This window comes from Streptomyces sp. FH025 (assembly GCF_017427025.1).
In the GTDB taxonomy this organism is placed as follows: domain Bacteria; phylum Actinomycetota; class Actinomycetes; order Streptomycetales; family Streptomycetaceae; genus Kitasatospora.
Window position 1 is genome coordinate 1 of the sequence record NZ_JAFLNG010000005.1, and the last position, 23,689, is coordinate 23,689.

The 23,689-nt window shown below is 73.5% G+C and carries 19 protein-coding genes, 1 pseudogene and 1 riboswitch; of the genes and pseudogenes, 9 read left to right on the forward strand and 11 right to left on the reverse strand.

The window, feature by feature from the left end:
• Together J0670_RS00645 and J0670_RS00650 are read left to right on the forward strand one after the other, a co-directional pair.
• Positions 1-926 (forward strand): NADP-dependent oxidoreductase (locus J0670_RS00645; RefSeq protein WP_307806323.1); only part of this gene is annotated, 926 nt, incomplete at its 5' end.
• A gap of 113 nt (positions 927-1,039) precedes the next feature.
• Positions 1,040-1,481 (forward strand): annotated as a pseudogene (locus J0670_RS00650) (VOC family protein); the annotation flags it as partial.
• On the opposite strand, the gene lnt reads toward J0670_RS00650, so the two are convergent.
• Complete coding sequence (gene lnt, locus J0670_RS00655; RefSeq protein WP_207808529.1) at positions 1,478-3,103, reverse strand: apolipoprotein N-acyltransferase; 1,626 nt, start codon at positions 3,101-3,103, stop codon at positions 1,478-1,480. The pseudogene J0670_RS00650 and the gene lnt sit on opposite strands and share 4 nt — an antisense overlap.
• Before the next feature lie 131 nt (positions 3,104-3,234).
• Entirely contained in the window at positions 3,235-6,903 is a 3,669-nt protein-coding gene (cobN, locus tag J0670_RS00660) for a cobaltochelatase subunit CobN (RefSeq protein WP_207808530.1), read from the reverse strand.
• Positions 6,904-7,081: 178 nt separating this feature from the next.
• Positions 7,082-7,167: riboswitch (cobalamin riboswitch) on the reverse strand.
• Positions 7,168-7,436: 269 nt separating this feature from the next.
• On the opposite strand from cobN, the gene J0670_RS00665 reads away from it, so the two are divergent.
• The 3 genes from J0670_RS00665 to cobJ are packed head-to-tail and all read left to right on the forward strand — an operon-like array spanning position 7,437 to position 10,914.
• Positions 7,437-8,756, forward strand: coding sequence for a hypothetical protein (locus tag J0670_RS00665; RefSeq protein WP_243436325.1), 1,320 nt, complete (start codon positions 7,437-7,439; stop codon positions 8,754-8,756).
• On the forward strand, positions 8,753-9,379 hold the full coding sequence (locus J0670_RS00670; RefSeq protein WP_207808534.1) for a precorrin-8X methylmutase: 627 nt from the start codon (positions 8,753-8,755) through the stop codon (positions 9,377-9,379). Before J0670_RS00665 ends, J0670_RS00670 begins: the two co-directional genes overlap by 4 nt.
• Positions 9,376-10,914 carry a precorrin-3B C(17)-methyltransferase gene (cobJ, locus tag J0670_RS00675; RefSeq protein WP_207808536.1) on the forward strand — a complete coding sequence of 513 codons (1,539 nt, stop codon included), beginning with the start codon at positions 9,376-9,378 and terminating at the stop codon, positions 10,912-10,914. The genes J0670_RS00670 and cobJ overlap by 4 nt, the downstream gene beginning before the upstream one ends.
• A gap of 152 nt (positions 10,915-11,066) precedes the next feature.
• On the opposite strand, the gene J0670_RS00680 is transcribed toward cobJ, so the two are convergent.
• The gene (locus J0670_RS00680) at positions 11,067-12,806 is read right to left on the reverse strand and encodes a TIGR03767 family metallophosphoesterase (RefSeq protein WP_207808538.1); all 1,740 of its coding nucleotides are present in this window, start codon (positions 12,804-12,806) and stop codon (positions 11,067-11,069) included.
• A 244-nt stretch (positions 12,807-13,050) separates the two neighbouring features.
• Here J0670_RS00680 and J0670_RS00685 point away from each other — a divergent pair, with 244 nt between their 5' ends.
• Positions 13,051-14,217, forward strand: a complete 1,167-nt coding sequence (locus tag J0670_RS00685) for a cobalt-precorrin-5B (C(1))-methyltransferase (RefSeq protein WP_307806324.1) — start codon at positions 13,051-13,053, stop codon at positions 14,215-14,217.
• A gap of 242 nt (positions 14,218-14,459) precedes the next feature.
• The gene (locus J0670_RS00690) at positions 14,460-15,989 is read left to right on the forward strand and encodes a UDP-N-acetylglucosamine 1-carboxyvinyltransferase (protein WP_207808542.1); all 1,530 of its coding nucleotides are present in this window, start codon (positions 14,460-14,462) and stop codon (positions 15,987-15,989) included.
• A gap of 25 nt (positions 15,990-16,014) precedes the next feature.
• Here J0670_RS00690 and J0670_RS00695 read toward each other — a convergent pair whose 3' ends face one another.
• The 6 genes from J0670_RS00695 to J0670_RS00720 all read right to left on the reverse strand — a co-directional run bounded on the left by J0670_RS00695 (position 16,015) and on the right by J0670_RS00720 (position 20,515).
• A complete protein-coding gene (locus J0670_RS00695) occupies positions 16,015-16,521 on the reverse strand; it encodes a dual specificity protein phosphatase family protein (protein WP_207808545.1) in 507 nt (168 codons plus the stop codon).
• 29 nt (positions 16,522-16,550) lie between these two features.
• The gene (locus tag J0670_RS00700) at positions 16,551-17,054 is read right to left on the reverse strand and encodes a DinB family protein (protein ID WP_207808549.1); all 504 of its coding nucleotides are present in this window, start codon (positions 17,052-17,054) and stop codon (positions 16,551-16,553) included.
• A gap of 55 nt (positions 17,055-17,109) precedes the next feature.
• Complete coding sequence (locus tag J0670_RS00705; protein ID WP_207808551.1) at positions 17,110-17,850, reverse strand: cobalt-precorrin-6A reductase; 741 nt, start codon at positions 17,848-17,850, stop codon at positions 17,110-17,112.
• The gene (cobM, locus tag J0670_RS00710) at positions 17,847-18,608 is read right to left on the reverse strand and encodes a precorrin-4 C(11)-methyltransferase (RefSeq protein ID WP_207808553.1); all 762 of its coding nucleotides are present in this window, start codon (positions 18,606-18,608) and stop codon (positions 17,847-17,849) included. Before cobM ends, J0670_RS00705 begins: the two co-directional genes overlap by 4 nt.
• Positions 18,605-19,843 (reverse strand): precorrin-6y C5,15-methyltransferase (decarboxylating) subunit CbiE, encoded by a 1,239-nt coding sequence (gene cbiE / locus J0670_RS00715; protein ID WP_207808555.1) that lies wholly within the window; start codon positions 19,841-19,843, stop codon positions 18,605-18,607. The genes cobM and cbiE overlap by 4 nt, the downstream gene beginning before the upstream one ends.
• A 225-nt stretch (positions 19,844-20,068) precedes the next feature.
• Positions 20,069-20,515 (reverse strand): gamma-glutamylcyclotransferase family protein, encoded by a 447-nt coding sequence (locus J0670_RS00720; RefSeq protein WP_307806325.1) that lies wholly within the window; start codon positions 20,513-20,515, stop codon positions 20,069-20,071.
• A 132-nt stretch (positions 20,516-20,647) separates the two neighbouring features.
• On the opposite strand from J0670_RS00720, the gene J0670_RS00725 reads away from it, so the two are divergent.
• Complete coding sequence (locus J0670_RS00725; protein ID WP_207808559.1) at positions 20,648-21,724, forward strand: EamA family transporter; 1,077 nt, start codon at positions 20,648-20,650, stop codon at positions 21,722-21,724.
• 28 nt (positions 21,725-21,752) lie between these two features.
• Complete coding sequence (locus J0670_RS00730) at positions 21,753-22,328, forward strand: TetR/AcrR family transcriptional regulator (protein ID WP_207808561.1); 576 nt, start codon at positions 21,753-21,755, stop codon at positions 22,326-22,328.
• 68 nt (positions 22,329-22,396) lie between these two features.
• On the opposite strand, the gene J0670_RS00735 is transcribed toward J0670_RS00730, so the two are convergent.
• Together J0670_RS00735 and J0670_RS00740 are read right to left on the reverse strand one after the other, a co-directional pair.
• Positions 22,397-22,960: an EF-hand domain-containing protein gene (locus J0670_RS00735; RefSeq protein WP_207808562.1), complete on the reverse strand. Its 564-nt coding sequence runs from the start codon at positions 22,958-22,960 to the stop codon at positions 22,397-22,399.
• Between the two features lie 227 nt (positions 22,961-23,187).
• Positions 23,188-23,598 carry a cytidine deaminase gene (locus J0670_RS00740; RefSeq protein ID WP_207808564.1) on the reverse strand — a complete coding sequence of 137 codons (411 nt, stop codon included), beginning with the start codon at positions 23,596-23,598 and terminating at the stop codon, positions 23,188-23,190.
• Between the last annotated feature and the right edge of the window lie 91 nt (positions 23,599-23,689).

A 23,689-nucleotide genomic window follows, 5' to 3' on the forward strand; every position in this document is an offset into this window, starting at 1 on the left:
GAGGAGTGGGATCACCGATGGCCAAGGCGTTCGGCTTCGTCGACTACGGCGGACCGGAGACACAGGAGTTCCTCGACCGCCCGCCGCTGGAGGCCGGCCCCGGTCAACTGGCGATCGCGGTCCGGGTCGCCGGGGTGAATCCGGTGGACTGGAAGATCCGCCGGGGCTTCCTCGGCCGGGAGCGCCAACTCCCGGCCGTCATGGGCCAGGAGGCCTCCGGCGTGGTGCAGCAGGTCGGCCCCGGGGTCAACGGCTTCACCCCGGGCGACGAGGTGTTCGGCCAGACCGCCGCCGGGGCCTTCGCCGAACAGACACTGCTGCGCGCCGAGTTGAGCGCGCTCAAGCCCGAGGGCGTCGGCTTCGACCAGGTCGCCACGCTCTGCGTCTCGGCCGCCACCGCCGACGATGCGCTACGCCAACTCGCCCTCGGCGCCGGTCGGACCCTGCTGATCCTCGGCGTCGCGGGCGGCGTCGGCAGCGTCGCCGCCCAGCTCGCCCGCCGCGGCGGCCTGACCGTGATCGGCACCGCGAGCGACTCCAACAGGGCGTACGTGGAGTCCCTCGGCGCGACCCGGATCCGCTACGGCGACGGCGTCGCCGAACGGATCGCCGCCGCGGCCCCTGACGGCGTGGACGGCGTCCTCGACCTGGTCGGCGGCGACGCCCTGCGTGAGGTGGCCGGCGTGTTCACCGACCGTACCGAGCTGGTCAGCACCGCCGACCCGGCCACCGCCGCCGAGTTCGGCGGCCAGTACGTCGCCCGCTCGACCACCTCCGAGACCCTGGCCGCTCTGGCGGCCCTGGTCGCCGCCGGCGAGCTGGACCCGCACATCACCCATCGCTACCCGCTCGGCCATGCCGCCGAGGCGCTCGCCGCGGTCGAGTCCGGGCACAGCCACGGCAAGGTGGTCCTCGAAGTCGCCTGACCGGAACCCGATCGGCGTCGCCCGAGGCAGACCGGGCGAACCGGACCGGTGAACCGGACTGCTGAGCCAGCCCGCGTGAACCGGACCGCGTGAACCGGACCGCGTGAACCAGCGCGGTGGCCGCCGACCCGTCCGGCGCGGTCTTCATCCTCTGGCCGGCCCGCGCGTTCCGGGGCGCGGGGGTGTTCAACGCACCGGGCGCGCTCGGCTGGGTGGAACTGATGACCCGGGACGCGGCCGGTTCGGCCGCCTTCTACTCGGCGGTCTTCGGCTGGTCCGTCGCCCCCGTCCGAGCGGTACACCCAGTGGGGCCTGGACGGCTAGGACTTCGGCGGCATGCTGGTGATGGACGACCGCTTCCCGCCCCAGGTGCCACCGCACTGGCTGCCGTACTTCTCGGTCGCCGACGTCGACAACACCGTCGGCCGGGCGGCCGCCCTGGGCGCCGAGGTGCTGATGCCCGCCACCTCCGTGACGGACGGCCCGCGGATCGCCGTGCTGCGTGACGCCCAGGGCGCGCCGTTCGGCGTCCACCTCGCCACTATCGCGGGCTAGCGGAGAGCCCGGCCACCCGCCGCGAGCGCCATTCGCCGCGAGCTCCATCCGCCGCGAGCGCCACCTCGTCGCGAGCGCCACCCCGCCACCGCCGCGCCCGCCGTGACCAGCAGCGCGCCCGTCGGCACCACGTCGCCGATGCGGTCGTACCAGGTCAGCGTCCCGGGCGCGGTGAGCGGCAGTCGTACGGTCAGGGTGCCGGTCCCGTCGGTGCCGAGTCGGGCGAGCTCGCGGCCCTGCGCGTCGAAGGCCGCCGACACCCCGGTCAGCGAGGCCTGGACGGCCGGACGCCCGGTCTCGGCGGCCCGGATCGCCGCCAGCGAGACGTGCTGCTCGGGCGCCCAGGTGTGCTGGAAGGTCGAGGTCGAGGACTGGTACACCAGCACCCGGGCGCCGTCCCGCGCCGCGGTGCGGGACATGTCGGGGAAGGCCGACTCGAAGCAGATCAGCGCGCCGACCGGTAGCGGCCCGCCAGCCCGGTCGGTGGCCGGCAGGAGGTGGAAGGCGGTGCCGGAGGCCCGGTTCTCGCCCGCCGCGCGGCTGACCCCGGCGATCCAGCCGAGCGCCGGCCGCAGCGGGATGTACTCGCCGAACGGCACCAGCCGGATCTTGCGGTAGCGCTCCACCACGCCCTCCGGGGACACCAGCACCGCGTCCTTGGAGATCCGCCCGTCCGCCTTGCGCGCGTCCTCCCCGGCCATCACCTCGGCGCCGGTGGCCGCGGCGAGGCGGCGCAGCTCGTCCAGGGCGGCCGGATCGCGGTCCAGATCGGCCGCGGTGCTGCTCTCGCCCCACACCACCAGGTCCACCGGCTGCCCGACCAGGGCGGAGGTGGCCCGGGCGCTCGCCTCGAACCTGGCCTGCGGGTCGTCGACGACGCCGGGTTGGACCAGCGCCACGGTGGCGGCCCCGGCCCCCGTCGGCGCCGGGCGCAGCGCGAACAGCAGCGGACCGGCGGCCAGCACCAGTACGGCGGTCAGCGCCGCCACCGCCCGGGGCCGCCGGTGCACGGCGGTCAGCGCGATCAGCACCCCGGTGTTCACCGCCGCCACCGCCGCGCTGACCAGCCAGATCCCGCCGGCCGAGGCCAGCCCGAGGATCGCCGGGTGCTGCCACTGGGTGGCGCCGAGCAGTGCCCACGGCCCGCCGAGCGCGTGCCAGGAGCGCGCGTACTCGGTGGTCACCCACACCGCCGGCACGACCAGCAGCGCGAGCAGCGCCCGCCGGGTGGTCGGCGACGGGTGGAGCAGCCGGTGTACCGCGTACCCGAGACCGGTCTGGAGTGCGCCGAACAGCACCGCGAGCACCGGCAGGCCCGGCCCGATGGACGGCACCAGCCAGTACATCGCGGTCAGGATGAACCCGGCCCCGAACCACCAGCCGCGCAGCGCCGCCTCCCGGCCCGAGGGCGCCCGCTGCATCAGCAGCAGTCCGGGGACCAGCCCGACCCACGCCAGCCACGCCTGCCCGGGCGCCGGGAACGCCAGCACCGGCAGCGCCCCGGCCGCCAGCGCCCCGAACCGCGCCCGGTACCGATGCGGCCGGCGCGGCGGGTGCGGCTCCCGGGCCGCATCGGCAGGCGTGCTCAGGTCGGGGCCGGCGGTGGCGATGCGACGCGACATGCCCCGTATTGTCCGCTCGGCCGGCCGTACACCACCAGCCTTCCCGCCACCCGAATGGATGACGGGAACGCCACGTTTAGAACACGCGCCCGTAGAACACGTGCTCGTCTACCTGCTCACTGGGAAGGGTCTCAGCCCTCGTCGCCCTCCAGGTCGCCCTCGGTCTCCAGGAACGCGGCCTGCAACTGCTCGATCAGCTCCGGGTCCGGCTGCTCCCACAGCCCGCGGCTCGCCGCCTCCAGCAGGCGCTCGCTGATCCCGTGCAGCGCCCACGGGTTGGCGCCGGCCAGGAACTCCCGGTTGACCGGGTCGAGCACGTACTCCTGGGTCAGCTTCTCGTACATCCAGTCCGCGACCACGCCCGTCGTGGCGTCGTAGCCGAACAGGTAGTCGACGGTCGCCGCCATCTCGAAGGCGCCCTTGTAGCCGTGGCGGCGCATCGCCTCGATCCAGCGCGGGTTGACCACCCGGGCGCGGAAGACGCGGGCGGCCTCCTCGGTCAGCGTGCGGGTGCGGACCGTCTCCGGGCGGGTCGAGTCGCCGATGTAGGCGGTCGGCGCCTTGCCGGTGAGGGCGCGGACGGTCGCCACCATGCCGCCGTGGTACTGGAAGTAGTCGTCCGAGTCGGCGATGTCGTGCTCGCGGGTGTCGGTGTTCTTCGCGGCGACGGTGATCCGCTTGTACGCGGTCTCCATCTCCTCGCGCGCCGGGCGGCCGTCCAGCCCGCGGCCGTACGCGTAGCCGCCCCAGACGGTGTACACCTCGGCGAGGTCGGCGTCGGTGCGCCAGTCCCGGCTGTCGATCAGCTGGAGCAGGCCCGCCCCGTAGGTGCCCGGGCGGGACCCGAACACGCGGACGGTGGCCTTGCGCTCGTCGCCGTGCACCGCGAGGTCGGCCTGCACGTGGGCCCGGACGAAGTTCGCCTCGGGAGACTCCTCCTGGGCGGCGGCCAGGCGCACCGCGTCGTCCAGCAGGGCGACCACGTGCGGGAAGGCGTCCCGGAAGAAGCCGGAGATGCGCAGCGTGACGTCGATGCGCGGGCGGCCCAGCTCGTCGAGCGTGATCGGCTCCAGGCCGGTGACCCGGCGCGAGGCGTCGTCCCAGACCGGGCGGACGCCGAGCAGCGCGAAGGCCTCGGCGATGTCGTCACCGGCGGTGCGCATCGCGCTGGTTCCCCAGAGCGAGAGCCCGACCGAGGGCGGGAAGGCGCCGTCGTTGTCGGCCCGGTAGCGGTCGACCAGCGAGGCGGCGAGTGCCTGGCCGGTCTCCCAGGCGAGCTTGCTGGGGACGGCCTTCGGGTCGACGGAGTAGAAGTTGCGGCCGGTCGGCAGCACGTTGACCAGCCCGCGCAGCGGGGAGCCGGAAGGCCCGGCCGGGACGAACCCGCCGCGCAGCGCGTGCAGCACGGCGTCCAGCTCGTCGGTGGTGGCGGACAGGCGCGGAACCACCTGGGTGGCGGCGAAGGTCAGGACGTCGCCGACGGCCTGCCGGACGGCCTCCGGCAGTTCGGCGGTGACCTTCTCCACCGCCTCGGGCGCCCAGTCCTCGGCCTCCATGGCCTCGACCAGGGCGCGGGCCCGCGCCTCGGCCGCGTCGGTGGCGCCGAGGGTGAGGGCGGCCTCGTCCAGCCCGAGCGCCTCGCGCAGGCCGGGCAGCGCGCTGACGCCGCCCCAGATCTGCCGGGCGCGCAGGATGGCGAGCACGATGTTGACCCGGTCGGTGCCGGCCGGGGCCTGGCCGAGGACGTGCAGTCCGTCGCGGATCTGGGCGTCCTTGACCTCGCAGAGCCAGCCGTCGACGTGCAGCAGGAAGTCGTCGAAGCCGTCGTCCTCGGGGCGCTCGTCCAGGCCGAGGTCGTGGTCCAGCTTGGCGGCCTGGATCAGGGTCCAGATCTGGGCGCGGATCGCGGGCAGCTTGGCCGGGTCCATCGCGGCGATGTTGGAGTGCTCGTCCAGCAGCTGCTCCAGGCGGGCGATGTCGCCGTAGGAGTCGGCGCGGGCCATCGGCGGGACGAGGTGGTCGACGAGCGTGGCGTGCGCGCGGCGCTTGGCCTGGGTGCCCTCGCCCGGGTCGTTGACCAGGAAGGGGTAGATCAGCGGCAGGTCGCCGAGGACGGCGTCCGGGCCGCACTCGGCGGACAGAGCGGCGGTCTTGCCGGGCAGCCACTCCAGGTTGCCGTGCTTGCCGAGGTGGATGACGGCGTGGGCGCCGAAGCCTCCGTCCTCCTGCGCGGCCTCGATCCAGCGGTAGGCGGCCAGGTAGTGGTGGCTGGGCGGCAGGTCGGGGTCGTGGTAGATGGCGACCGGGTTCTCGCCGAAGCCGCGCGGCGGCTGGATGAGCACCAGCAGGTTCCCGGAGCGGATCGCGGCCAGCACGATGTCGCCGTCCGGGTTCTGCGAACGGTCGACGTAGAGCTCGCCGGGGGCCGGGCCCCAGTGCTCCTCGACCTGCTCGCGCAGCGCCTGCGGGAGCTTGGCGTACCAGCGGCGGTACTCGGCGGCGGGGATGCGGACGGGGTTGCGGGCCAGCTGCTCCTCGGTGAGCCAGTCCTGGTCGTAGCCGCCGGCCGCGATCAGGGCGTGGATCAGCGCGTCGCCCTCGTGGCCCTGCTGCCCCTCGTCGTCCGTACCGGCGGGGGAGTCGCCCGTGTTGAAGCCGGGCAGGTCGGCGCCGAGGTCCATGCCCTCCTCGCGCAGCCGCTCCAGCAGGCGCATCGCGCTGGCCGGGGTGTCCAGGCCGACGGCGTTGCCGACCCGGGCGTGCTTGGTCGGGTAGGCGGACAGGACGAGGGCGAGGCGGCGCTCGGCGGCCGGGACGTGCCGCAGCCGGGCGTGCCGGACGGCGGTGCCGGCCACGCGGGCGGCGCGCTCCGGGTCGGCGGCGTAGACGGTCAGGCCGTCCTCGTCCAGCTCCTTGAAGGAGAACGGGACGGTGATCAGGCGGCCGTCGAACTCCGGCACCGCGATCTGGGTGGCGGTGTCCAGCGGGGACAGGCCGTCGTCGCTGCCCTCCCACTGGGCGCGCGACCAGGTGAGGCAGAGCGCCTGCAGGATCGGCCGGTCGAGGGCGGCCAGCGCGCCCGCGTCCCAGGCCTCCTCGTCCCCGCCGGCCTGGGCGTCGGCCGGGCGGGTGCCGCCGGCGGCGAGCACGGTGGTGACGATCGCGTCGGCCTTGCCGAGCGCGGCCAGCAGTTCGGGCTCGGCTCCGCGCAGCGAGGCGCAGTAGTAGGCCCTCGCCTGCGCGCCCTGGTCCTCGATGGCCCGGCAGAGGGTCTCCACGAAGGCGGTGTTGCCGCTCATGTGGTGGGCCCGGTAGTAGAGCACGGCGACGGTCGGGCCGTCCGTGCTGCGGCCATCGAGGCTGGGGGCTTCGCGCTCCAGCGGCCCCCAGGCCGGGGCGGAGGCGGGCGGGGCGAAGCCGTGGCCGGTCAGCAGCACGGTGTCGGAGAGGAAGGCGCCCAGCTCGGCCAGGTTGGCCGCGCCACCGTGGGCGAGGTAGGCGTGCGCCTCGGCGGCGATGCCGGCCGGGACGGTGGACAGCTCCATCAGCTGGGCGTCGGGGGCCTGCTCACCGGTCAGCACGACCACCGGGCGGGGGCCGGCCAGCAGCGCGTCCAGGCCCTCCTGCCAGGCGCGGCGCCCGCCGAGCAGCCGGACCACGACCAGCTCGGTGCCCTCCAGCAGTGCGGGCAGGTCCTCGGGGGTCAGGCGGGCCGGGTTGCCGAGCCGGTACGGGACCGGGCCCGTGGCGGCGCGGGCACTGAGCAGGTCGGTGTCGGACGTCGACAGCAGCAGGATCATGCGAAGGCCCTCCCGGCCTCGTCGGTGGCCAGGGTGGCCGCGGTGATGGCCGGGTCGGCCGCGAAGGTGGCCTGATCGGCCTCGATGATGGCCGGGGACACGGGCGCGGGCATGCGACAGCGCTGGTGCATTTCTGCCTTCCTCGGGGTCCGCGCCCCGGGCCGGTGGAGGACGGCGGGAGTTCCTGGCTCCCGCGGCCGACCGGCTTCCCGGTGAACCGCGGTCACAGTGGCGGGACCGCACCGGGCTTGCACCGGTTTCCTCCCCTGCGCCGTCGCTGGCGTCGGGCGGTCCGCTGGAACCGCCCGCCAGCATCGTACGGGGTGTGGCTGACCTGGGGGAGAGCGAGCTTTGCCACGTCCGGGTGCGGGGGCGGTGCGACGGCCGGTGCAATGGCGGTTGCGATGGCGGCACGGCGCCGGCACCGCGACGGCGCGGCCGCGGCGTACGGGCGGGAGCGCGGGCCGGGATGCGCGCCGGATGTGACGCAGCGGACGGGGGCAACCGATCGGATCATCTGTATGCTCGCCGCCATGCCACCGACACCCGACGCCACCGCGCCGGGCGCCGCCGTGCCCGACCGGGGGCGTGCGGACGCCTGCCCCGGGGCGCTTCGCCTGCACCCCGCCGACGACGGGGCCCTCGCCCGGATCCGCCTGCCCGGCGGACTGCTGACGACCCGTCAGGCCATGGCGCTGGTCGAGGCCGCCGAGGCCCTGGGTGACGGGGAGTTGGAGACCACCTCACGCGGCAACGTCCAACTCCGCGGCCTGGCGTCGGACTGCGGAGCCGAACTCGCCGACCGGCTGCGCGCCGTCGGCCTGCTGCCCTCGGAGACCCACGAGCGGGTGCGCAACATCGTCGCCTCGCCGCTCGCGGGGCTCGACGGTCCGGCGGGCGCCGATGTCCACGCCTGGGTGCGGGAGCTGGACGCGCGGTTGTGCGCGAGTGACTGGGCGACCGGACTCTCCGGCAAGTTCCTGTTCGCGCTGGACGACGGGCGGGGCGACGTCGCCGCGCTCGACGCCGATGTGACATTGATCGCAGCTTCGAGCGGCCCGGCGCTGCTGCGCCTCGGGCGCTCCCCGCTCGCGCACCCGGTCGAGGCCGGGCGGGAGCTGACGGCCGTACTGGACGCGGCTCGCGGCTTCCTGGACGCGCTGCGGACGCACGGACGCAAGGCCTGGCACCTGCGCGAGGTGCCCGACCTGCTGCCGGCCGGCTCGGTGCCGCTGCCCGCCCCCGTCGGCGAGGCGTCCCCCGTCGGCGCGCTGCCCGGCGGGCTCTCGGTGGGCATGCGCTTCGGCCGGGCGAGTGCCGGGCAGTGGAGGACGCTGGTCGCCGCCTCGGCCGGTGAGCTGCGGTTGACCCCCTGGCGCGGCGCGGTACTGCCCGGCGCCGGCGCCGACCGGCTGCCCGCGCTCGCGGCGGCCGGGTTCCGTACCGAGCCGGGCTCGGCCTGGGAACGGGCCACCGCCTGCACCGGACTGCCGGGCTGCGCCAAGTCGCTGGCCGACGTACGGACGGACGCGGCCCGGGCGCTGGACGCCCGGGCGGTGGCCGGGGAGTTCGCCGGGCTGCCCGTCCACTGGTCGGGCTGCGAGCGGCGCTGCGGCCATCCGGCCGGGCGGTGGGTGGACGTGCTCGCGACGGGGAGCGGCTACCGGGTGACGGTGCGTGGGCCGGCGGCGGCCGCGGGCTCGCCGGCAGGCTCGTCCGTAGGCTCGTCTGCGGACGCGCAGAGCGGTGACGTGAACAGCGTGGACGTGAACAGTGTGGACGTGCAGAGCGTTGACGTGAGGAACGAGGAGATGGCCGAGGCGGTCGCCGAGGCCAGGAGGACCACGAAGTGATCGAGTACGAGAAGGACGGGGCGTCCATCTACCGCCAGTCCTTTGCCACCATCCGCGCGGAGGCCGATCTGGCCGCCCTTCCGGCGGACGTCTCCCAGGTCGCGGTGCGGATGATCCACGCCTGCGGGATGGTCGACCTGGTCGAGGACCTGGTGTACTCGCCCGGCGTGGTCGCCTCCGCGCGCGCGGCCCTGCGCGCCGGTGCACCGATCCTGTGCGACGTGAACATGGTCGCCAGCGGTGTCACCCGCAAGCGGCTGCCCGCCGACAACGAGGTGATCTGCACCCTCACCGACCCGTCGGTGCCCGAACTGGCGCGCCAGATGGGCAACACCCGCAGCGCGGCGGCCATGGAGCTGTGGCTGCCCCGGCTGGAGGGCGCGGTGGTCGCCGTCGGCAACGCGCCGACCTCGCTGTTCCGGCTGCTGGAGATGATCGAGGCGGGCGCGCCGCGACCTGCCGCGGTGATCGGCGTCCCGGTCGGCTTCATCGGCGCCGCCGAGTCGAAGCAGGCCCTGGCCGAGCACCCGTCCGGCCTGGAGCACCTGGTGGTGCGCGGTCGGCGCGGCGGCAGCGCGATCGCCGCCGCGGCCATCAACGCGATTGCGAGCGAAGAAGAGTGACGGATCGCCAGGATCATCAGGATCGTCGGAAGTCCGCCACCGGGCGGCTGTACGGGGTCGGGCTCGGCCCGGGCGACCCGTCGCTGGTGACCGTCCGCGCGGCCGAACTCATCGGCAAGGCCGACGTGGTGGCGTACCACAGTGCCCGGCACGGCCGCTCCATCGCGCGCTCGATCGCCGAGCGGTACCTGACGGGTGGTCAGATCGAGGAGAAGCTGGTCTACCCGCTGACCGTCGAGACCACCGACCACCCGGGCGGCTACCGGGGCGCACTGGACGAGTTCTACGAGGAGGCCGCCGCCCGGCTGGCCGCCCACCTGGACGCCGGGCGCGACGTCGTCGTCCTCGCCGAGGGCGACCCGCTGTTCTACGGCTCGTACCAGCACATGCACAAGCGGCTCGCTCACCGCTACCCGACCGAGGTGGTGCCCGGCGTGACCTCGGTCAGCGCGGCGGCGGCCCGGCTCGGGCAGCCGCTGACCGAGGCCGAGGAGACCCTCACCGTCATCCCGGGCACGCTGCCCGAGGAGGAGCTGACGGCCCGGATCGCGGCCGCCGACTCCGCCGTGATCATGAAGCTGGGGCGCACCTTCCCGACCGTCCGGCGGGCGCTGGAGCGGGCCGGACGGCTGGCGGACGCCCAGTACGTCGAGCGTGCCTTCATGGACGGGGAGCGGCTCGCGCCGCTCGCGGAGGTCGAGGGGGAGAGCGTCCCGTACTTCTCGGTGGCCGTGCTGCCGAGCAAGGTCGCGCCGCTGGAGCCGACCGTGCGGACGGCGGACGGCGTGGGCAGCGTGACCGTGGTCGGCACCGGGCCGGCCGGGCCGCTCTGGCTCACCCCGGAGGCGCGCGGCGCGCTGGCCGAGGCCACCGACCTGGTCGGCTACACCACCTACCTGGACCGGGTGCCGGAGCGGCCGGGGCAGCGGCGGCACGGCTCGGACAACAAGGTGGAGTCGGAGCGCGCCGAGTTCGCCCTGGACCTCGCCCGGCGTGGGCACCGGGTCTGCGTGGTGTCCTCGGGCGACCCGGGCGTCTTCGCGATGGCCACCGCAGTGCTGGAGGTCGCCTGCGAGCCGGACTACCGGGACGTCCCGGTGCGGATCGTCCCCGGGATGACCGCCGCCCACGCGGCCGCCTCCCGGGCGGGCGCCCCGCTCGGGCACGACTACGCGGTGGTGTCGCTGTCGGACCGGCTCAAGCCGTGGGACGTGGTGGCGAGGCGGCTGCGCGCCGCCGCCGAGGCGGACCTCGTGCTCGCGCTGTACAACCCGGGCTCGCAGTCCCGGACCACCCAGGTCGGCCTCGCCCGGGACCTGCTGCTGGAGTACCGGGCGCCGGAGACCCCGGTGGTGATGGCCCGCGACGTCGGCGGACCGACCGAGCGGGTCCGGATCGTCAGGCTGGGCGAGCTGGACCCTGAGCTGGTCGACATGCGGACGATCCTGCTGATCGGCTCCTCGCAGACCCAGGCGGTCGAGCGCGGTGGCGGCGTTGAGGTCGTCTGGACGCCGCGGCGGTATCCGGAGGACTGACGGCTGACAGCTAACAGATGACAGCTGACAGATTACGAAATCTGTCAGCTGTCATCTGTTTTCTGTTCGCTGTTATCTGTCGGCTGTTCGCTGTTCGCCGTCAGCTGTTCGCCGTCAGCCTTCAGCGGCCACCCGTCAGCCGCCCACCCGCGTCACCGGGTCGGCTTGGCGATCAGCAGCTCCGTGTTGTGGTCCTGCCCAGCGCCCAGCAGTGCCGAGACCCTCCCGTTCGGGTCGTTGTACGCGAGCTCGCGGTACAGCGCCGCCAGGTTGGTGTCCGAGGTGCTGCCGAAGTCCGTCGCGTACGGCGCGGAGGACTCGATCAGCGTGGTGAACAGGGAGAGCGTCCCGTCCCCGTTGTCCGCGATCTCGATGATGCGCCCGTGCTGCGGGTAGTCGATGTGCGAGGCGGTGTTGATCTCCCAGAACGCCCGCTCCGGCACCGCGTGGCCGTGCGCGGTGATCTTGTTCATGTGGGTGTGCCCGTTCACCCACGCGACCACGTTCGGATAGCGCTGCAGCAGCGCGACCAGCTCGTTGCCGTCGTGCCGCTTCTCGAAGACGTTGCGCGGGTCCGGCAGCAGGTTGCCCATCGTCCCGCTGGTGTGGTGGCTGAAGACCAGGACCACGTCGTCGGCGCTGCCGCCCGTCACCCGGCGCCCGTCGGCGTCGTACCAGTGCCCGCTGTGCGCCTGCAACTGCTGCTCCAGCCAGCGCAGTTGCGCGGTGCCCAGGGAGCCGTCGGCGAAGCCGGCCTGGTTGGTGGTGTCCAGACTGATGCCGACGACCTTCTCCGAGATCCGGAAGGTGTAGTAGAGCCTGCCGCTGCTCACCATGTCCGAGGTGAAGCCGTGCCCGTACGGGCCCGCGCCGGTGACGGCCGGGTTGAGGTGGGCCTTGGCGAACTCCTTGAGCGTGAACGGCCGTCGGCGCCCGTCCGGGGTCACCCGGCGCACCGCCTCGCCGTTGGCGATCAGCTTGGCGAGCAGCAGCACGGCGCCCGCCGGGTCGCGGCGCAGCGAGTCCATCAGCTGGGCCGCGGTCGCGTCGTCGCAGCCCTCCAGCTTGTAGGCGCCGGTGTAGAGGTCGTTCAGCAGCCCGAAGTCCGGGAGCGAGCCCTCGATGCTGTCGTCGTGGTTGCCGACCGTCGTGTACCAGGGGGTGCGCAGCCCGGGAGCGTCGAAGGGACGGCCGGCCGCGGCGAGGAAGCCGGGTATCTGCGGGAAGCCCTTCGCCTTGTAGCCGTCGGCGTAGGCGAGTTCGGGGTTCCAGTAGGCCGCGCTGCCGGAGTTCTGCACACCCTCGTAGCGGTTCGGGTCGCCGGTGTTCTGGGCCAGTCGGCCGCCGCCCATGACCGTGAGGTACCAGTCGAGTTCGGCCAGCTCGTGGTTGTCGGTGTTGTCGCCGGTGGCCATCACCATGCTGAACGGCATCCCGGTGTAGGGGCCGCCGGCGAGCGAGTTGACCCGCTCGACGAGGGAGGAGACGCCGCGGGCGTTCAGGGCCTCCTGCGGCCGGTACGCGCTGTCGTTGAACTTGGCCAGGTACTCGAAGCGCACCGGGGACTCGGTGTCCACCAGGTGCAGGTCGCTGAACTGGACGAAGCTGGCCAGCCCGGTGCGGCGGTCGTCCCGCGCGGAGCCCGGCGCCGCGAGGTCCCCGCGCACCACCAGCGGCCAGCCCGGTCCGGCCGTCAGCCGCTTGTAGGAGCCGGCGCCGATGGGCGTGGCCACCTGCTCCAGGGTCGTCCCGGCGACCTTCACCGCCCGCGCGGCCGTGGTCGCCAGTGCCTGCTCGCGCGCCGCGGCCGAGGCGAACTGGGCACCGCCCAGCGACAAGGCGGACCAGGCCGTGGCCACCGACGCGCCCGTGAGGAACGTGCGCCGTCTCATCCCTGCCACAAAAACCCCCACAGTCTGACGGCCGGCCGGGCACCCCGCCCGCCGGACCCGTTCGTCATGAACCCGTTCGTCATGACCCCGTTAAGTAACGGAGCGACACATTACTCACTGGTAGGTGCTCGCGGCGAGGCCCGTGCGAGGAACAGTTCGAGAACATCGGGCAGCGCCACCCCCCGATTTGCGCGCTGCCCGCCCCGGTCGGCGTCCGGTGGGGCGGATGGGGGAAAATCGGCACGTGCGAGACGTGGGAAGTGAGGCGCAGGTGGCCGCAGCGGGAGCCGGGACGGGAGGCCGGGCCGGCCAGCTGAAGAGCAGCGGCCTGAGGCACGGTTGGACGACGGGAGCCTGCGCCACCGCCGCCACCAAGGCCGCGTACACCGCGCTGCTCACCGGCGAGTTCCCCGACCCGGTCGCCATCACCCTGCCCAAGGGGCAGCAGCCAGCCTTCGCCCTCGCCGCCGAGGAACTCCGTACGGGGAGTCCCCCGAGCGCCATGGCCGGTGTGGTCAAGGACGCCGGCGACGACCCTGATGTCACCCACGGCGCGCTGGTCCGTGCGACCGTACGGGCCGGTGCGCCCGGCGCCGGGGTGGTGTTCCGGGCCGGCCCCGGGGTCGGGACGGTCACGAAGGCGGGGCTGCCGCTGCCGGTCGGCGAGCCCGCGATCAACCCGGTGCCCCGGCAGATGATCCGGGACGCCGTGGCCGAGGTGGCGGCGGCGTGCGGCGGAAGCGGGGACGTGGTGGTCGAGGTCTCCGTCGACCACGGCGAGGAGATCGCCCGCTCGACCTGGAACCCGCGCCTGGGCATCCTCGGCGGGCTGTCCATCCTCGGCACCACCGGGATCGTCGTCCCCTACTCCTGCTCGGCCTGGATCGACTCGATCCGCCGGGGCGTGGACGTGGCCCGGGCGGCCGGTCGTACGCACGTGGCGGGCTGCACCGGTTCGACCTCGGAGAAGGTCGCGGTCGCGGTGCACGGACTGCCCGAGGACGCGCTGCTGGACATGGGCGACTTCGCCGGAGCCGTCCTCAAGTACCTCAAGCGGCACCCGGTGCCCCGGCTGACCATCGCGGGCGGCTTCGCCAAGCTGTCCAAGCTCGCCGCCGGCCACCTCGACCTGCACTCGGCGCGTTCCCAGGTGGACAAGGGGTACCTGGCCGAACTGGCCCGGCGAGGTGGGGCGGACGAGCCGCTGGCCGAGGCGGTGGCGGCGGCGAACACCGGACTGGAGGCGGTCCAGCGGTGCCGGGCGGCGGGTGTTCCGCTCGGGGACCTGGTCGCCGAGGCGGCCCGGGCGACGGCGCTCGGCGTGCTGCTGGGCTCACCGGTCGCGGTGGACGTCATCTGCATCGACCGGGCCGGTGCGATCGTCGGCCGGGCGGAACCGCTCGGCCCATGACGGCCCGGCCGTGACGGCCGTGACGGTCGTGATGGCCGTGAGGGTGGTGACGGCCATGGCGGCCATGGCGGTCGTGACAGCAGTGACAGTCGTGACAATGTCACGACTGTCACGGAACATCGACAACACCACCTGGTGACGTGAAGATCTGACGCCCATACGGGACGAGAAACGGACAAAAGGAGCGCTGGGCCCGCCCCCTGATTCTGTCACCATCTCAGCCATGAGATATGGTCTGCCGAGTGACAGGCGACTACCTCACCCGTATCGGCACCCTCATCCGCACCGCCCGCCAGCACCGTGGCTGGTCCCAGGCGCAGCTCGGAGAGGCCCTCGGCACCAGCCAGAGCGCGGTCAACCGCATCGAACAGGGCAAGCAGAACGTCAGCCTTGAGATGATCGCTCGCATCGGTGAAGCCCTCGACAGCGAGATCGTCTCCCTCGGCTACTCCGGCCCGATGCACCTGCGGGTGGCCGGCGGCACCCGCCTCTCCGGCGCCATCGACGTCCGCAGCAGCAAGAACGCCTGCGTTGCGATCCTGTGCGCCTCGCTGCTGACCACCGGCCGCACCACGATCCGTAGCGTCGCCCGGATCGAGGAGGTCTACCGCATCCTCGAAGTGCTCACCAGCATCGGCGTCAAGAGCCGCTGGATCAACGACGGCCGCGACCTCGAACTCACCCCGCCCGCCGAGCTCGACCTCGCCGCGATGGACGTCGAGGCCGCCCGCCGCACCCGCAGCGTGCTGATGTTCCTGGGCCCGCTGATGCACCGCGCCCAGCGCTTCGCCATCCCGTACGCGGGCGGCTGCGACCTCGGCACCCGCACCGTCGAGCCGCACCTGACCGCGCTGCGCCGCTTCGGCCTGGAGGTCGCCACCACTGGCGGTGCCTACCACGCCTCGGTCGAGCCGGGCACCCCGCTGGAGCGCCCGATCGTCCTGACCGAGCGCGGGGACACCGTCACCGAGAACGCCCTGCTCGCCGCCGCGCGCCACGACGGCGTCAGCGTCATCCGCAACGCCTCGCCCAACTACATGGTCCAGGACCTCTGCTTCTTCCTGGAGAAGCTGGGTGTGAAGATCGAGGGCATCGGCACCACCACCCTCACCGTCCACGGCGTCCCCGAGATCACCTGCGACGTCGACTACACCCCGGCCGAGGACCCGGTGGAGGCGATGAGCCTGCTGGCCGCCGCCGTGGTCACCTCCTCCGAGCTGACGATCCGCCGGGTGCCGATCGAGTTCCTGGAGATCGAGCTCGCGGTCCTGGAGGGCATGGGCCTCGACTACGACCGGACCGCCGAGTACCGGGCCCACAACGGCCACACCCGCCTGGTCGACCTCACCGTGCGCCCGTCCAAGCTCACCGCGCCGATCGACACCATCCACCCGATGCCGTTCCCCGGCATCAACATCGACAACGTGCCGTTCTTCGCCGCCATCGCCGCGGCCGCGCACGGCACCACGATGATCCACGACTGGGTCTACGACAACCGCGCGATCTACCTCACCGAGCTGACCCGCCTCGGCGCGGACGTCAAGCTCCTCGACCCGCACCGCGTCCTGGTCCAGGGCCCGACCCGTTGGCGCGCCGCCGAGATGATGTGCCCGCCCGCGCTGCGCCCCGCCGTGGTCATCCTCCTCGCCATGCTCGCGGCCCAGGGCACCTCCGTCCTGCGCAACGTCTACGTCATCAACCGCGGCTACGAGGACCTCGCCGAGCGCCTCAACTCGATCGGCGCCCAGATCGAGACCTTCCGCGACATCTGACAGGCAGTCATCACGCCGACCGGCCTCACCCGTTGAGGCCGGTCAGCAGTGCGGAAACCTCCAACCCGGTGTTCAGGTACTCCACGAACACCGGGTTGTTCAGTGCCCAGGGTGACCGCCGCTCCCGGACCGTCCGGACCGCCTCATCGGTGCCGTGGCCCAGGTCGGTCAGCGCCTGCGCCACCACGAGCCCCGAGCGGTTGTAGCCCGAGTGGCAGCGCACCAGCGTCCGCCGGCCCCGGCGCACGGCGGCCACGGTGAGCTCCGCCGCCTCCTGGACGGCGAGCAGCTGACCGGGGGAGAGCGGCCCGTCGGGCACCTCCCGGACGAGGTGCTCCACCCCCGGCGCCGGGCCGTGCCCGGGGAGTGTGAAGAGGCTGACCACCAGGTCGAACTCGTGCCGGACGACGACGGGTTCCAGCTCCCCGCCGGGCGGCGTGCGGTAGTGCCCTCCCATCCAGAGCCCGGGGACGATCTCGTTCCAGGGCTCCGACGGCCCGGGGGTGTCGCGCTCCTTCCGGCGGGTCCGCATTCCTGCTCCCTCCGCGCCCGCCCGGCCCGCTACTCGCCGGTGGTGCCGTCGAGGTGTTCGCGCAGGAGGTCGGCGTGGCCGTTGTGGCGGGCGTACTCCTCGATCATGTGGGTGAGGATCCAGCGCAGCGAGAAGACCTCCTCGCCGTAGTGGCCCAGGACGTCCAACGACTCCGCGGCGGCGACGAGTTCCCGCGAGTGGTCGCACTCGCGGCGCCAGACCGTGAAGGCCTCCTCCGGGTCGGCGGCCTCGACGTCGAACTCGGCGAAGCTGCCGTCGGGGTGCTTCCAGAAGCCCTTTCGGCCTTCGTCGTTGAGGACGTTGCGGAACCAGCTGCGCTCCACCTCGGCGAGGTGGCGGACCAGCCCGAGGAGGGAGAGCCCGGAGGGCTCCAGCACCCGGGTGCGGAGCTGCTCGGTGCTGAGCCCGGCGCACTTCATCGCCAGGGTGTCGCGCTGATAGTCCAGGAAGCCTGCCAGGGTGGCCCGTTCATCGGCGGTCCGGGGGGTCTGGGTGCGCTGATCATCGCTCATCGTGCCATCCTGCTGGGCAACCGGTCGTCCCGCTCGGCAATTTCACCGCCCGGACTCAGCCCGGCTCCTCCAGCCAGCGCATCACGCCCGCGACGTCGGGCGCGACCGGTACACCGTCCGGGACGGGCGGGCGTTCCACGATGATGACGGGCAGGCGCAGTCCGCGGGCGGCGGTCAGCTTGGGGGCGGTCGCGGCGCCACCGCTGTCCTTGGTGACCAGGACGTCGATGTCGTGCTTGCGCAGCAGCGCCTCCTCGCCCTGGACCGTGAACGGGCCGCGGTCCAGGAGGACTTCGAACGACGGCGGCACCGGGGGCTCGGGCGGGTCTATGGAGCGGGCCAGGAAGTGCGCGCCGTCGAGATGGGCGAAGGCGGCGACGCCCTGCCGTCCGATGGTGAGGAAGACCCGCTCTCCACGCCGGGGCAGCAGGTCGGCCGCCGCGGCGAGCGAGGGGACGGGGAGCCAGTGGTCCCCGTCGACCCGGGTGAAACCGGGGCGGCGCAGCACCAGCAGCGGGACGCCGGTGGCAGCGGCCGCGAGGGCGGCGTTGTGAGAGATCCCGGCGGCGAAGGGGTGGGTGGCGTCCACCACCGCGTCCACGCGTTCCGCGCGCAGCCAGTCGGCCAGGCCCTCCGGTCCGCCGAAGCCGCCGATCCTCACCTCTCCGGCGGGCAGGCGGGGTTGGGCGACCCGACCGGCCAGCGAGCTGGTGACCCGGTACGTGGTCGAGGCGAGTTCGGCGGCCAGCGCCCGCCCCTCGGTCGTCCCGCCGAGGATCAGCAGGTGCCTCGTCATGCGCCGCAGGACTCGTGCGGGCGCTCGCGGTCCGCCGAGTAGAGGTGGCTGTCGCGGAACTGCTCGGCGGCGAGGGTGCGGCCGACGATGATGACGGCGGTGCGGACCACGCCCGCCGCCTTGACCTGCTCGGCGATGTCGGCCAGCGTGCCGCGCAGCACCAACTCGTCGGGGCGGCTGGCCATCGCGACCACGGCGGCGGGGCAGTCGGCGCCGTAGTGCGGGAGCAACTGCTCGACCACGTCGTCCACGTAGCCGGCGGCCAGGTGCAGAACCAGCAGGGCGCCGCTGCGGCCGAGGGTGGCCAGGTCCTCGCCCTCGGGCATCGGGGTGGCGCGCTTGGCGATCCGGGTCAGGATGACGGTCTGGCCGACCGTCGGCACGGTCAACTCCCGCTTCAGCGCGGCAGCGGCGGCGGCGAAGGCCGGCACACCGGGGACCACCTCGTACGGGACGGCGGCCGCGTCCAGACGGCGCATCTGCTCGGCGACGGCGGAGAAGACGGACGGGTCACCGCTGTGCAGCCGGGCGACGTCCTGACCGGCCTCGTGCGCGGCGACCAGTTCGGCGGTGATCTGGTCCAGGTTGAGCTGCGCGGTGTCGATCAGACGGGCGCCGGGCGGGCACTCCTCCAGCAGCTCGCGCGGCACCAGGCTGCCCGCGTACAGGCAGACCTCGGCGCGGGCCAGGATGCGCTGGCCGCGCAGGGTGATCAGGTCGGCGGCGCCCGGGCCGGCTCCGATGAAGTAGACGGTCACGAGGCGTCCTCCTGAGGGGTGTTGGGCTTGACGGCGGACCACTGGGTGACCGGCATGGCCTGCCGCCACCCGGTGAAGCCGCCCACCGGGACGGCGTGGGCGACGGCCAGCTTGACGAGCTCCCCGCCGTGGCGCCGGTACCACTCGGTGAGCAGTGCCTCGGACTCCAGTGTCACGGTGTTGGCCACCAGGCGGCCGCCGGGGCGCAGCGCGGCCCAGCAAGTGTCCAGCAGGCCGGGAGCGGTGAGACCGCCGCCGATGAACACCGCGTCGGGGGTGGGGAGTTCGGCGAGCGTGGCGGGCGCCGGGCCGGTGACCACCCGGAGCCGCGGCACGCCGAGGGCGGCGGCGTTGCGGGCGATCCGCTCGGCCCGGACCGGGTCGCGTTCGACGCTGACGGCCTGGCAGTCGCGGTGGGCGCGCAGCCATTCGATGGCGATCGAGCCGGAGCCGCCGCCGACGTCCCAGAGGAGTTCGCCGGGGGAGGGCGCGAGCGTGGCGAGGGTGGCGGCGCGGACGTGCCGCTTGGTGAGCTGGCCGTCGCTCTCGTACGAGGCGTCGGGCAGGCCGGGGACGAGGGAGGTGCGGGGACCGTCGCCGAGTTCGACCGCGATGACGTTCAGCGGGTCGCCGGGCGGGTGCGGCCAGTCGTCGGCGGGTCCGTCGAGCCGGCGTTCGGCCGGGGCCCCGAGCTGTTCCAGGACGTGCAGCCGGGCGGTGCCGTAGCCGTGGGCGGTGAGCAGTGCGGCCACGGCGGCCGGGGTGGCGGCGTCGGCGCTGAGCAGCAGCAGGCGGCGGCCGGGGTGGAGGGCGAGCGCGAGGGTGTCCAGCGGGCGGCCGACCAGGCTGACGACGTCGGTGGCCTCCAGCGGCCAGCCGAGCCGGGCGCAGGCGTAGGAGACGGAGGAGGGGTGCGGCAGGACACGCAGCCGCTCGGCGCCGACGGTCTCGGCGAGAGTGCGGCCGATGCCGTAGAACATCGGGTCGCCGCTGGCCAGGACGGCGAGGCGGCGGCCGGAGTGGGCGGCGACCAGACCGGGGACGGCCGGGCGCAGCGGGGACGGCCAGGGGACGCGGTCGGCGGTCACCGTGTCGTGGGGAAGCAGGTCCAGCTGCCGGGGGCCGCCGATCACGACCTCGGCGGACTGGAGCGCGGCCCGGGAGGTGGCGGCGAGGCCGGGCCAGCCGTCGGCCCCGATCCCGACGACGGTGATCGGAGGTGGCAGCTCGGGCACCGGGTGGCTCCTCGTCGTTCGTTCCTGCTGGCCGGGGCAGCCTACCTGGCGGTTCGCGGCCGGCCTTCGGTGAGGTGACGTGGCAGCCGACGGGCGATGGCTGACAGGCTTCAGCGAACAGATGACAGGTAACAGATAACAGATTTCAGATTCTGAACGCTGAAGTCTGAAAGCTGAAATCTGAAATCTGAAGCCCGAACTCTGAGGCCCGAAGCCTGGAGGTCGTCACCGCCCCGCCCAGTCCCCCGAAACGATCAGCGCCGGCCGTACCCGAAGCCGCGCCTCGGCCTCCGGCCCCGCGAGGTACACCCACGCCTCCCGTAGCTCGCCCGCCGCCGTCCGCACCGTCATCCGCCGCCGTACGTACAGCCCCGTCCCGTCCGCGCGGCACTCCTCCAAACGGTCCAGCGCCACGAGTGCCCCGGCGTACGAGCCCGGGCGCACGGTGACCAGCTCACCCACGATCCGGCGCCCGGGCGCCGGATCGACCACCGCGTACGGGAACCCGGGGCCCGCGTGCAGCGCGGCACCCTCCAACACCGCCGGACGGATGTCGGCACAGCGCCCGGCCAGGTGGACGGCGTGGTTGCGGCCGCCGGTGCGCAGGGTGCCGTACACGAAGAACGGCAGGGCCTCCGCCTCGACCGGTGGAGCCCCCTCGGATGCGGACACGGGTTCGACCTCCTCGCTGCGGGAGCGCCCACGGTACGTCCTGCCGCCCGATCCGTGATACCCGCTGGCGCGCCGGGTCGCGATGCGCTGTCATATCGGATGTTCGGCCAGCACCGTCCTAGGGGAACACACATGACATCGCCCGCCTCCTCCCAACCGGCAACTCCCCCCACCGCCTCCGGAGTCGCCACCACCCCGTCCGCTGACCCCGACTCCGGCCACGGCAGTCGCCCGGCCGTCCGCCTCGGCGGCGCCGTCTGGTTGGCCCTCGCCGTGGTCTACGTCGTCTGGGGCTCGACCTACCTGGCGATCCGGATCGCGTTGGAGACGATGCCCTCCTTCCTCTCCGCCGCCGCCCGCTTCCTCACCGCCGGCCTGCTGCTGCTCGGCTACCTGCTGGTCCGCCGGGGCCCGGCCGGCCTGCGGGTGAGCCCGCGCCAGCTGGCCTCCGCCGCCCTGGTCGGCGTGCTGCTGCTGACCGGCGGCAACGGCCTGGTGGTGCTCGGCGAGACCTCCATCCCCTCCGGCCTGGCCGCCCTCCTGGTCGCCGCCGTACCGCTGTGGATGGTCGTGCTCACGGCCATCGGAGGCGACCGCCCCAGGCGCGCGGAGGTCGCGGGGGTGCTGCTCGGCCTGGTCGGCCTCGGCGTGCTCTCCGCCCCCGCGATCGGCGGGTCGATCGAGCCGCTCGGCGTGATCCTGATCATCTGCGCCACGGTGACCTGGGCGGCGGGCTCCTTCGCGAGCAAGAAGATCCCGATGCCGGGCAACGTGCTCGCCGCGAGCGCCTACCAGATGCTCGCGGGCGGCTTCTGCAACCTGCTGATCGCGCTGGTCCGCGGCGAGCAGCACGGCCTGGACCTCGGTGCCGTCTCCGGCCGGTCCTGGCTGGCCCTCGGCTACCTGGTGCTGTTCGGCTCGCTGCTCGCCTTCACCGCGTACGCCTGGCTGCTGCGCTCCGCCCCGCTGACCCTGGTGGCCACCTACGCGTACGTGAACCCGGTGGTCGCGGTGCTGCTGGGCTGGCTGATCCTGGCCGAGCCGCTGACCGGCCCGACCCTGGCGGGCGGGGCGATCGTGGTGGCGGGCGTCTGCCTGGTGGTCAGCGTCAGCCGGCGCCCATCGCGTCCGGCACGTGCGAAGAGCCCGGCACCTTCGGAGAGTCCGGCACCTTCGGAGAGTCCGGCGAAGGGGCCGTCCGCGCGGTAGGTGAAGCGCGGCAGGAGAGAATCGGCCCATGGTCCAGAACCCCGCCCGCCGCACCGCCCTCGCCGACGCCACCATCGAGGTGCTGGCCCGCGACGGCGCCCGCGGTCTCACCTTCCGCGCGGTCGACGCGCAGGCCGACGTCCCCAACGGCACGGCCTCCAACTACTTCGCCAACCGGGACCACCTGCTCCACCAGGCCGCCCGGCGCATCCACCTCCGGCTCACCCCGGATCCGGAGATCCTCGCCGGCCTGCTGCTCGCCCCCCGGGACCGCGCGCTGGTCACCGCCCTGATGCACGACCTGATCCGCCGCATCTCCGCCGACCGGTCCGGCTACCTCGCGATGCTCGAACTGCGTCTGGAGGCCACCCGCCGCCCCGAGCTGCGCGCCCAGCTCACCGGCACCATCCGCGAGGAGCTGGAGGCCAACACCGCCTACCACCTGTCCGAGGGCCTCCCCGGCGACCGCGAGACCGTTCTCGTCCTCTACCTCGCCATGACCGGCCTGATCCTCGAACACCTCACCCTGCCCGAGGTGTTGGGCCTCGACGGTCTGCCAGGGCTGGTCGACACCATCGTCGAGCGGATCGTTCCGGCCGCCTGATCGGGACGGTCCGCGCACGCCCCGCCCGCGCCCGACCGCCCGCCCCGAACGTGCGTCGGCCCCGAGGCTCAGAACGCGTACGGAGGCTGTCCCGTCCACCAGTTGCCCGGGGCTTCCGGGTCGCGGCTGGTCCAGTACTCGATGATCGCGCTGGTGAACTCGGCCGCCGACAGCGTCCCGTCCCCGTCGAGGTCGAGGTGCCGGAAGGCCTCGTCCGTGTCGTCGCGGCAGAGTCCGGCGAAGTGGCCGCGCTGGAACACGAAGAACTCGCCGGCGTCCACCGTTCCGCTGCGGTCGGCGTCGGCGACCGCGAGGAAGGACGAGGCCAGCGTGCCGTAGATCTCCCGCGCGGCCTCGGGGTCGTCGGCGAGCGCGCCGGTCGAGGTGACGAACTGTTCGCGCGTGATCGCCACCGTCCCGTAGGGTTTCCCCGCGAGGTGCAGGTCGTGCCAGAGCGTCAGGTAGGCCCGGACGATGAGTGCCTCCGCGTCCGAACCCTCCCGGTGGCCGAGCGAGCGGGCCACCGAGTGGCCCATCAGCACGTGGTCCCGCTCGGTGAGCAGTCCGTCCCCGTCGGCGTCGAGGTGGTCGAAGCCGTGGTTGATCTTCGCGATGAGCAGGTCTTCCGACAATGTGCCCCCTCCGATGGCGGTCCGTGCGACTCCGGGGCCGCACGCCGGCGACGTCGCGTCGCCAGCACGCTAACGCGTTGAGCCTCGCCCGCGCAGCCGAACGACAGTCGGAGCAAAGCGCGGAAGGCGGGCCCGGAACGCGGTGCCGGAACGCGGGCCCGGAACGCGGTGCCGGACGAAGCCCGGACCCCGAGCCCGGCGCCAACCGCGACGCTCAGCCGCGACGCTCAGCCGTCCTGGTGGTCGGCCCAGACGTACGCCCCCGGCAGCAGGTCCAGTACCGGTAGGGTGCGCAGCTCGGAGTCCTGCTCGATGATGATCCCCACCTTCGGGAAGTAGTCGAGCAGCACCTGGCGGCAGCGCCCGCACGGCGGCACCACCCCGCGCCCGCCGTCGCCGACAGCCACCACCGTGGTGAGGTCGTACGCCCCCTGGCCTGCCGCGGCCCCGATGAGCACCAGTTCCGCGCACGGGCCGCCGGTGAAGTGGTAGACGTTCACCGCCGTGACGATCCGCCCGTCGGCGTTGCGCCCGGCGGCCGCGACGGTGTGGTTGTCGCCGCGCGAGTACCGCCTGGCGACCTCCTCGGCAGCCTCGACGAGTTCCCGGTCGACACCCTCATGATCGATGGCGGACATTTTCGTCCCAACTTTCTGATCAAATCAATCAAATCCTGACCAACTACGATCATCTGTCGCCCGCCCCTGATCCCGCTAGCCGCTTACCCTC

What these genes read in the sequence shown, in the direction of transcription:
- lnt (WP_207808529.1), bottom strand. Translation starts at nt 3,103, where the DNA reads ATGTCGCGTCGCATCGCCACCGCCGGCCCCGACCTGAGCACGCCTGCC.
- cobN (WP_207808530.1), bottom strand. Translation starts at nt 6,903, where the DNA reads ATGATCCTGCTGCTGTCGACGTCCGACACCGACCTGCTCAGTGCCCGC.
- J0670_RS00665 (WP_243436325.1), top strand. Translation starts at nt 7,437, where the DNA reads ATGCCACCGACACCCGACGCCACCGCGCCGGGCGCCGCCGTGCCCGAC.
- J0670_RS00680 (WP_207808538.1), bottom strand. Translation starts at nt 12,806, where the DNA reads ATGAGACGGCGCACGTTCCTCACGGGCGCGTCGGTGGCCACGGCCTGG.
- J0670_RS00695 (WP_207808545.1), bottom strand. Translation starts at nt 16,521, where the DNA reads ATGCGGACCCGCCGGAAGGAGCGCGACACCCCCGGGCCGTCGGAGCCC.
- J0670_RS00700 (WP_207808549.1), bottom strand. Translation starts at nt 17,054, where the DNA reads ATGAGCGATGATCAGCGCACCCAGACCCCCCGGACCGCCGATGAACGG.
- J0670_RS00705 (WP_207808551.1), bottom strand. Translation starts at nt 17,850, where the DNA reads ATGACGAGGCACCTGCTGATCCTCGGCGGGACGACCGAGGGGCGGGCG.
- J0670_RS00725 (WP_207808559.1), top strand. Translation starts at nt 20,648, where the DNA reads ATGACATCGCCCGCCTCCTCCCAACCGGCAACTCCCCCCACCGCCTCC.
- J0670_RS00730 (WP_207808561.1), top strand. Translation starts at nt 21,753, where the DNA reads ATGGTCCAGAACCCCGCCCGCCGCACCGCCCTCGCCGACGCCACCATC.
- J0670_RS00740 (WP_207808564.1), bottom strand. Translation starts at nt 23,598, where the DNA reads ATGTCCGCCATCGATCATGAGGGTGTCGACCGGGAACTCGTCGAGGCT.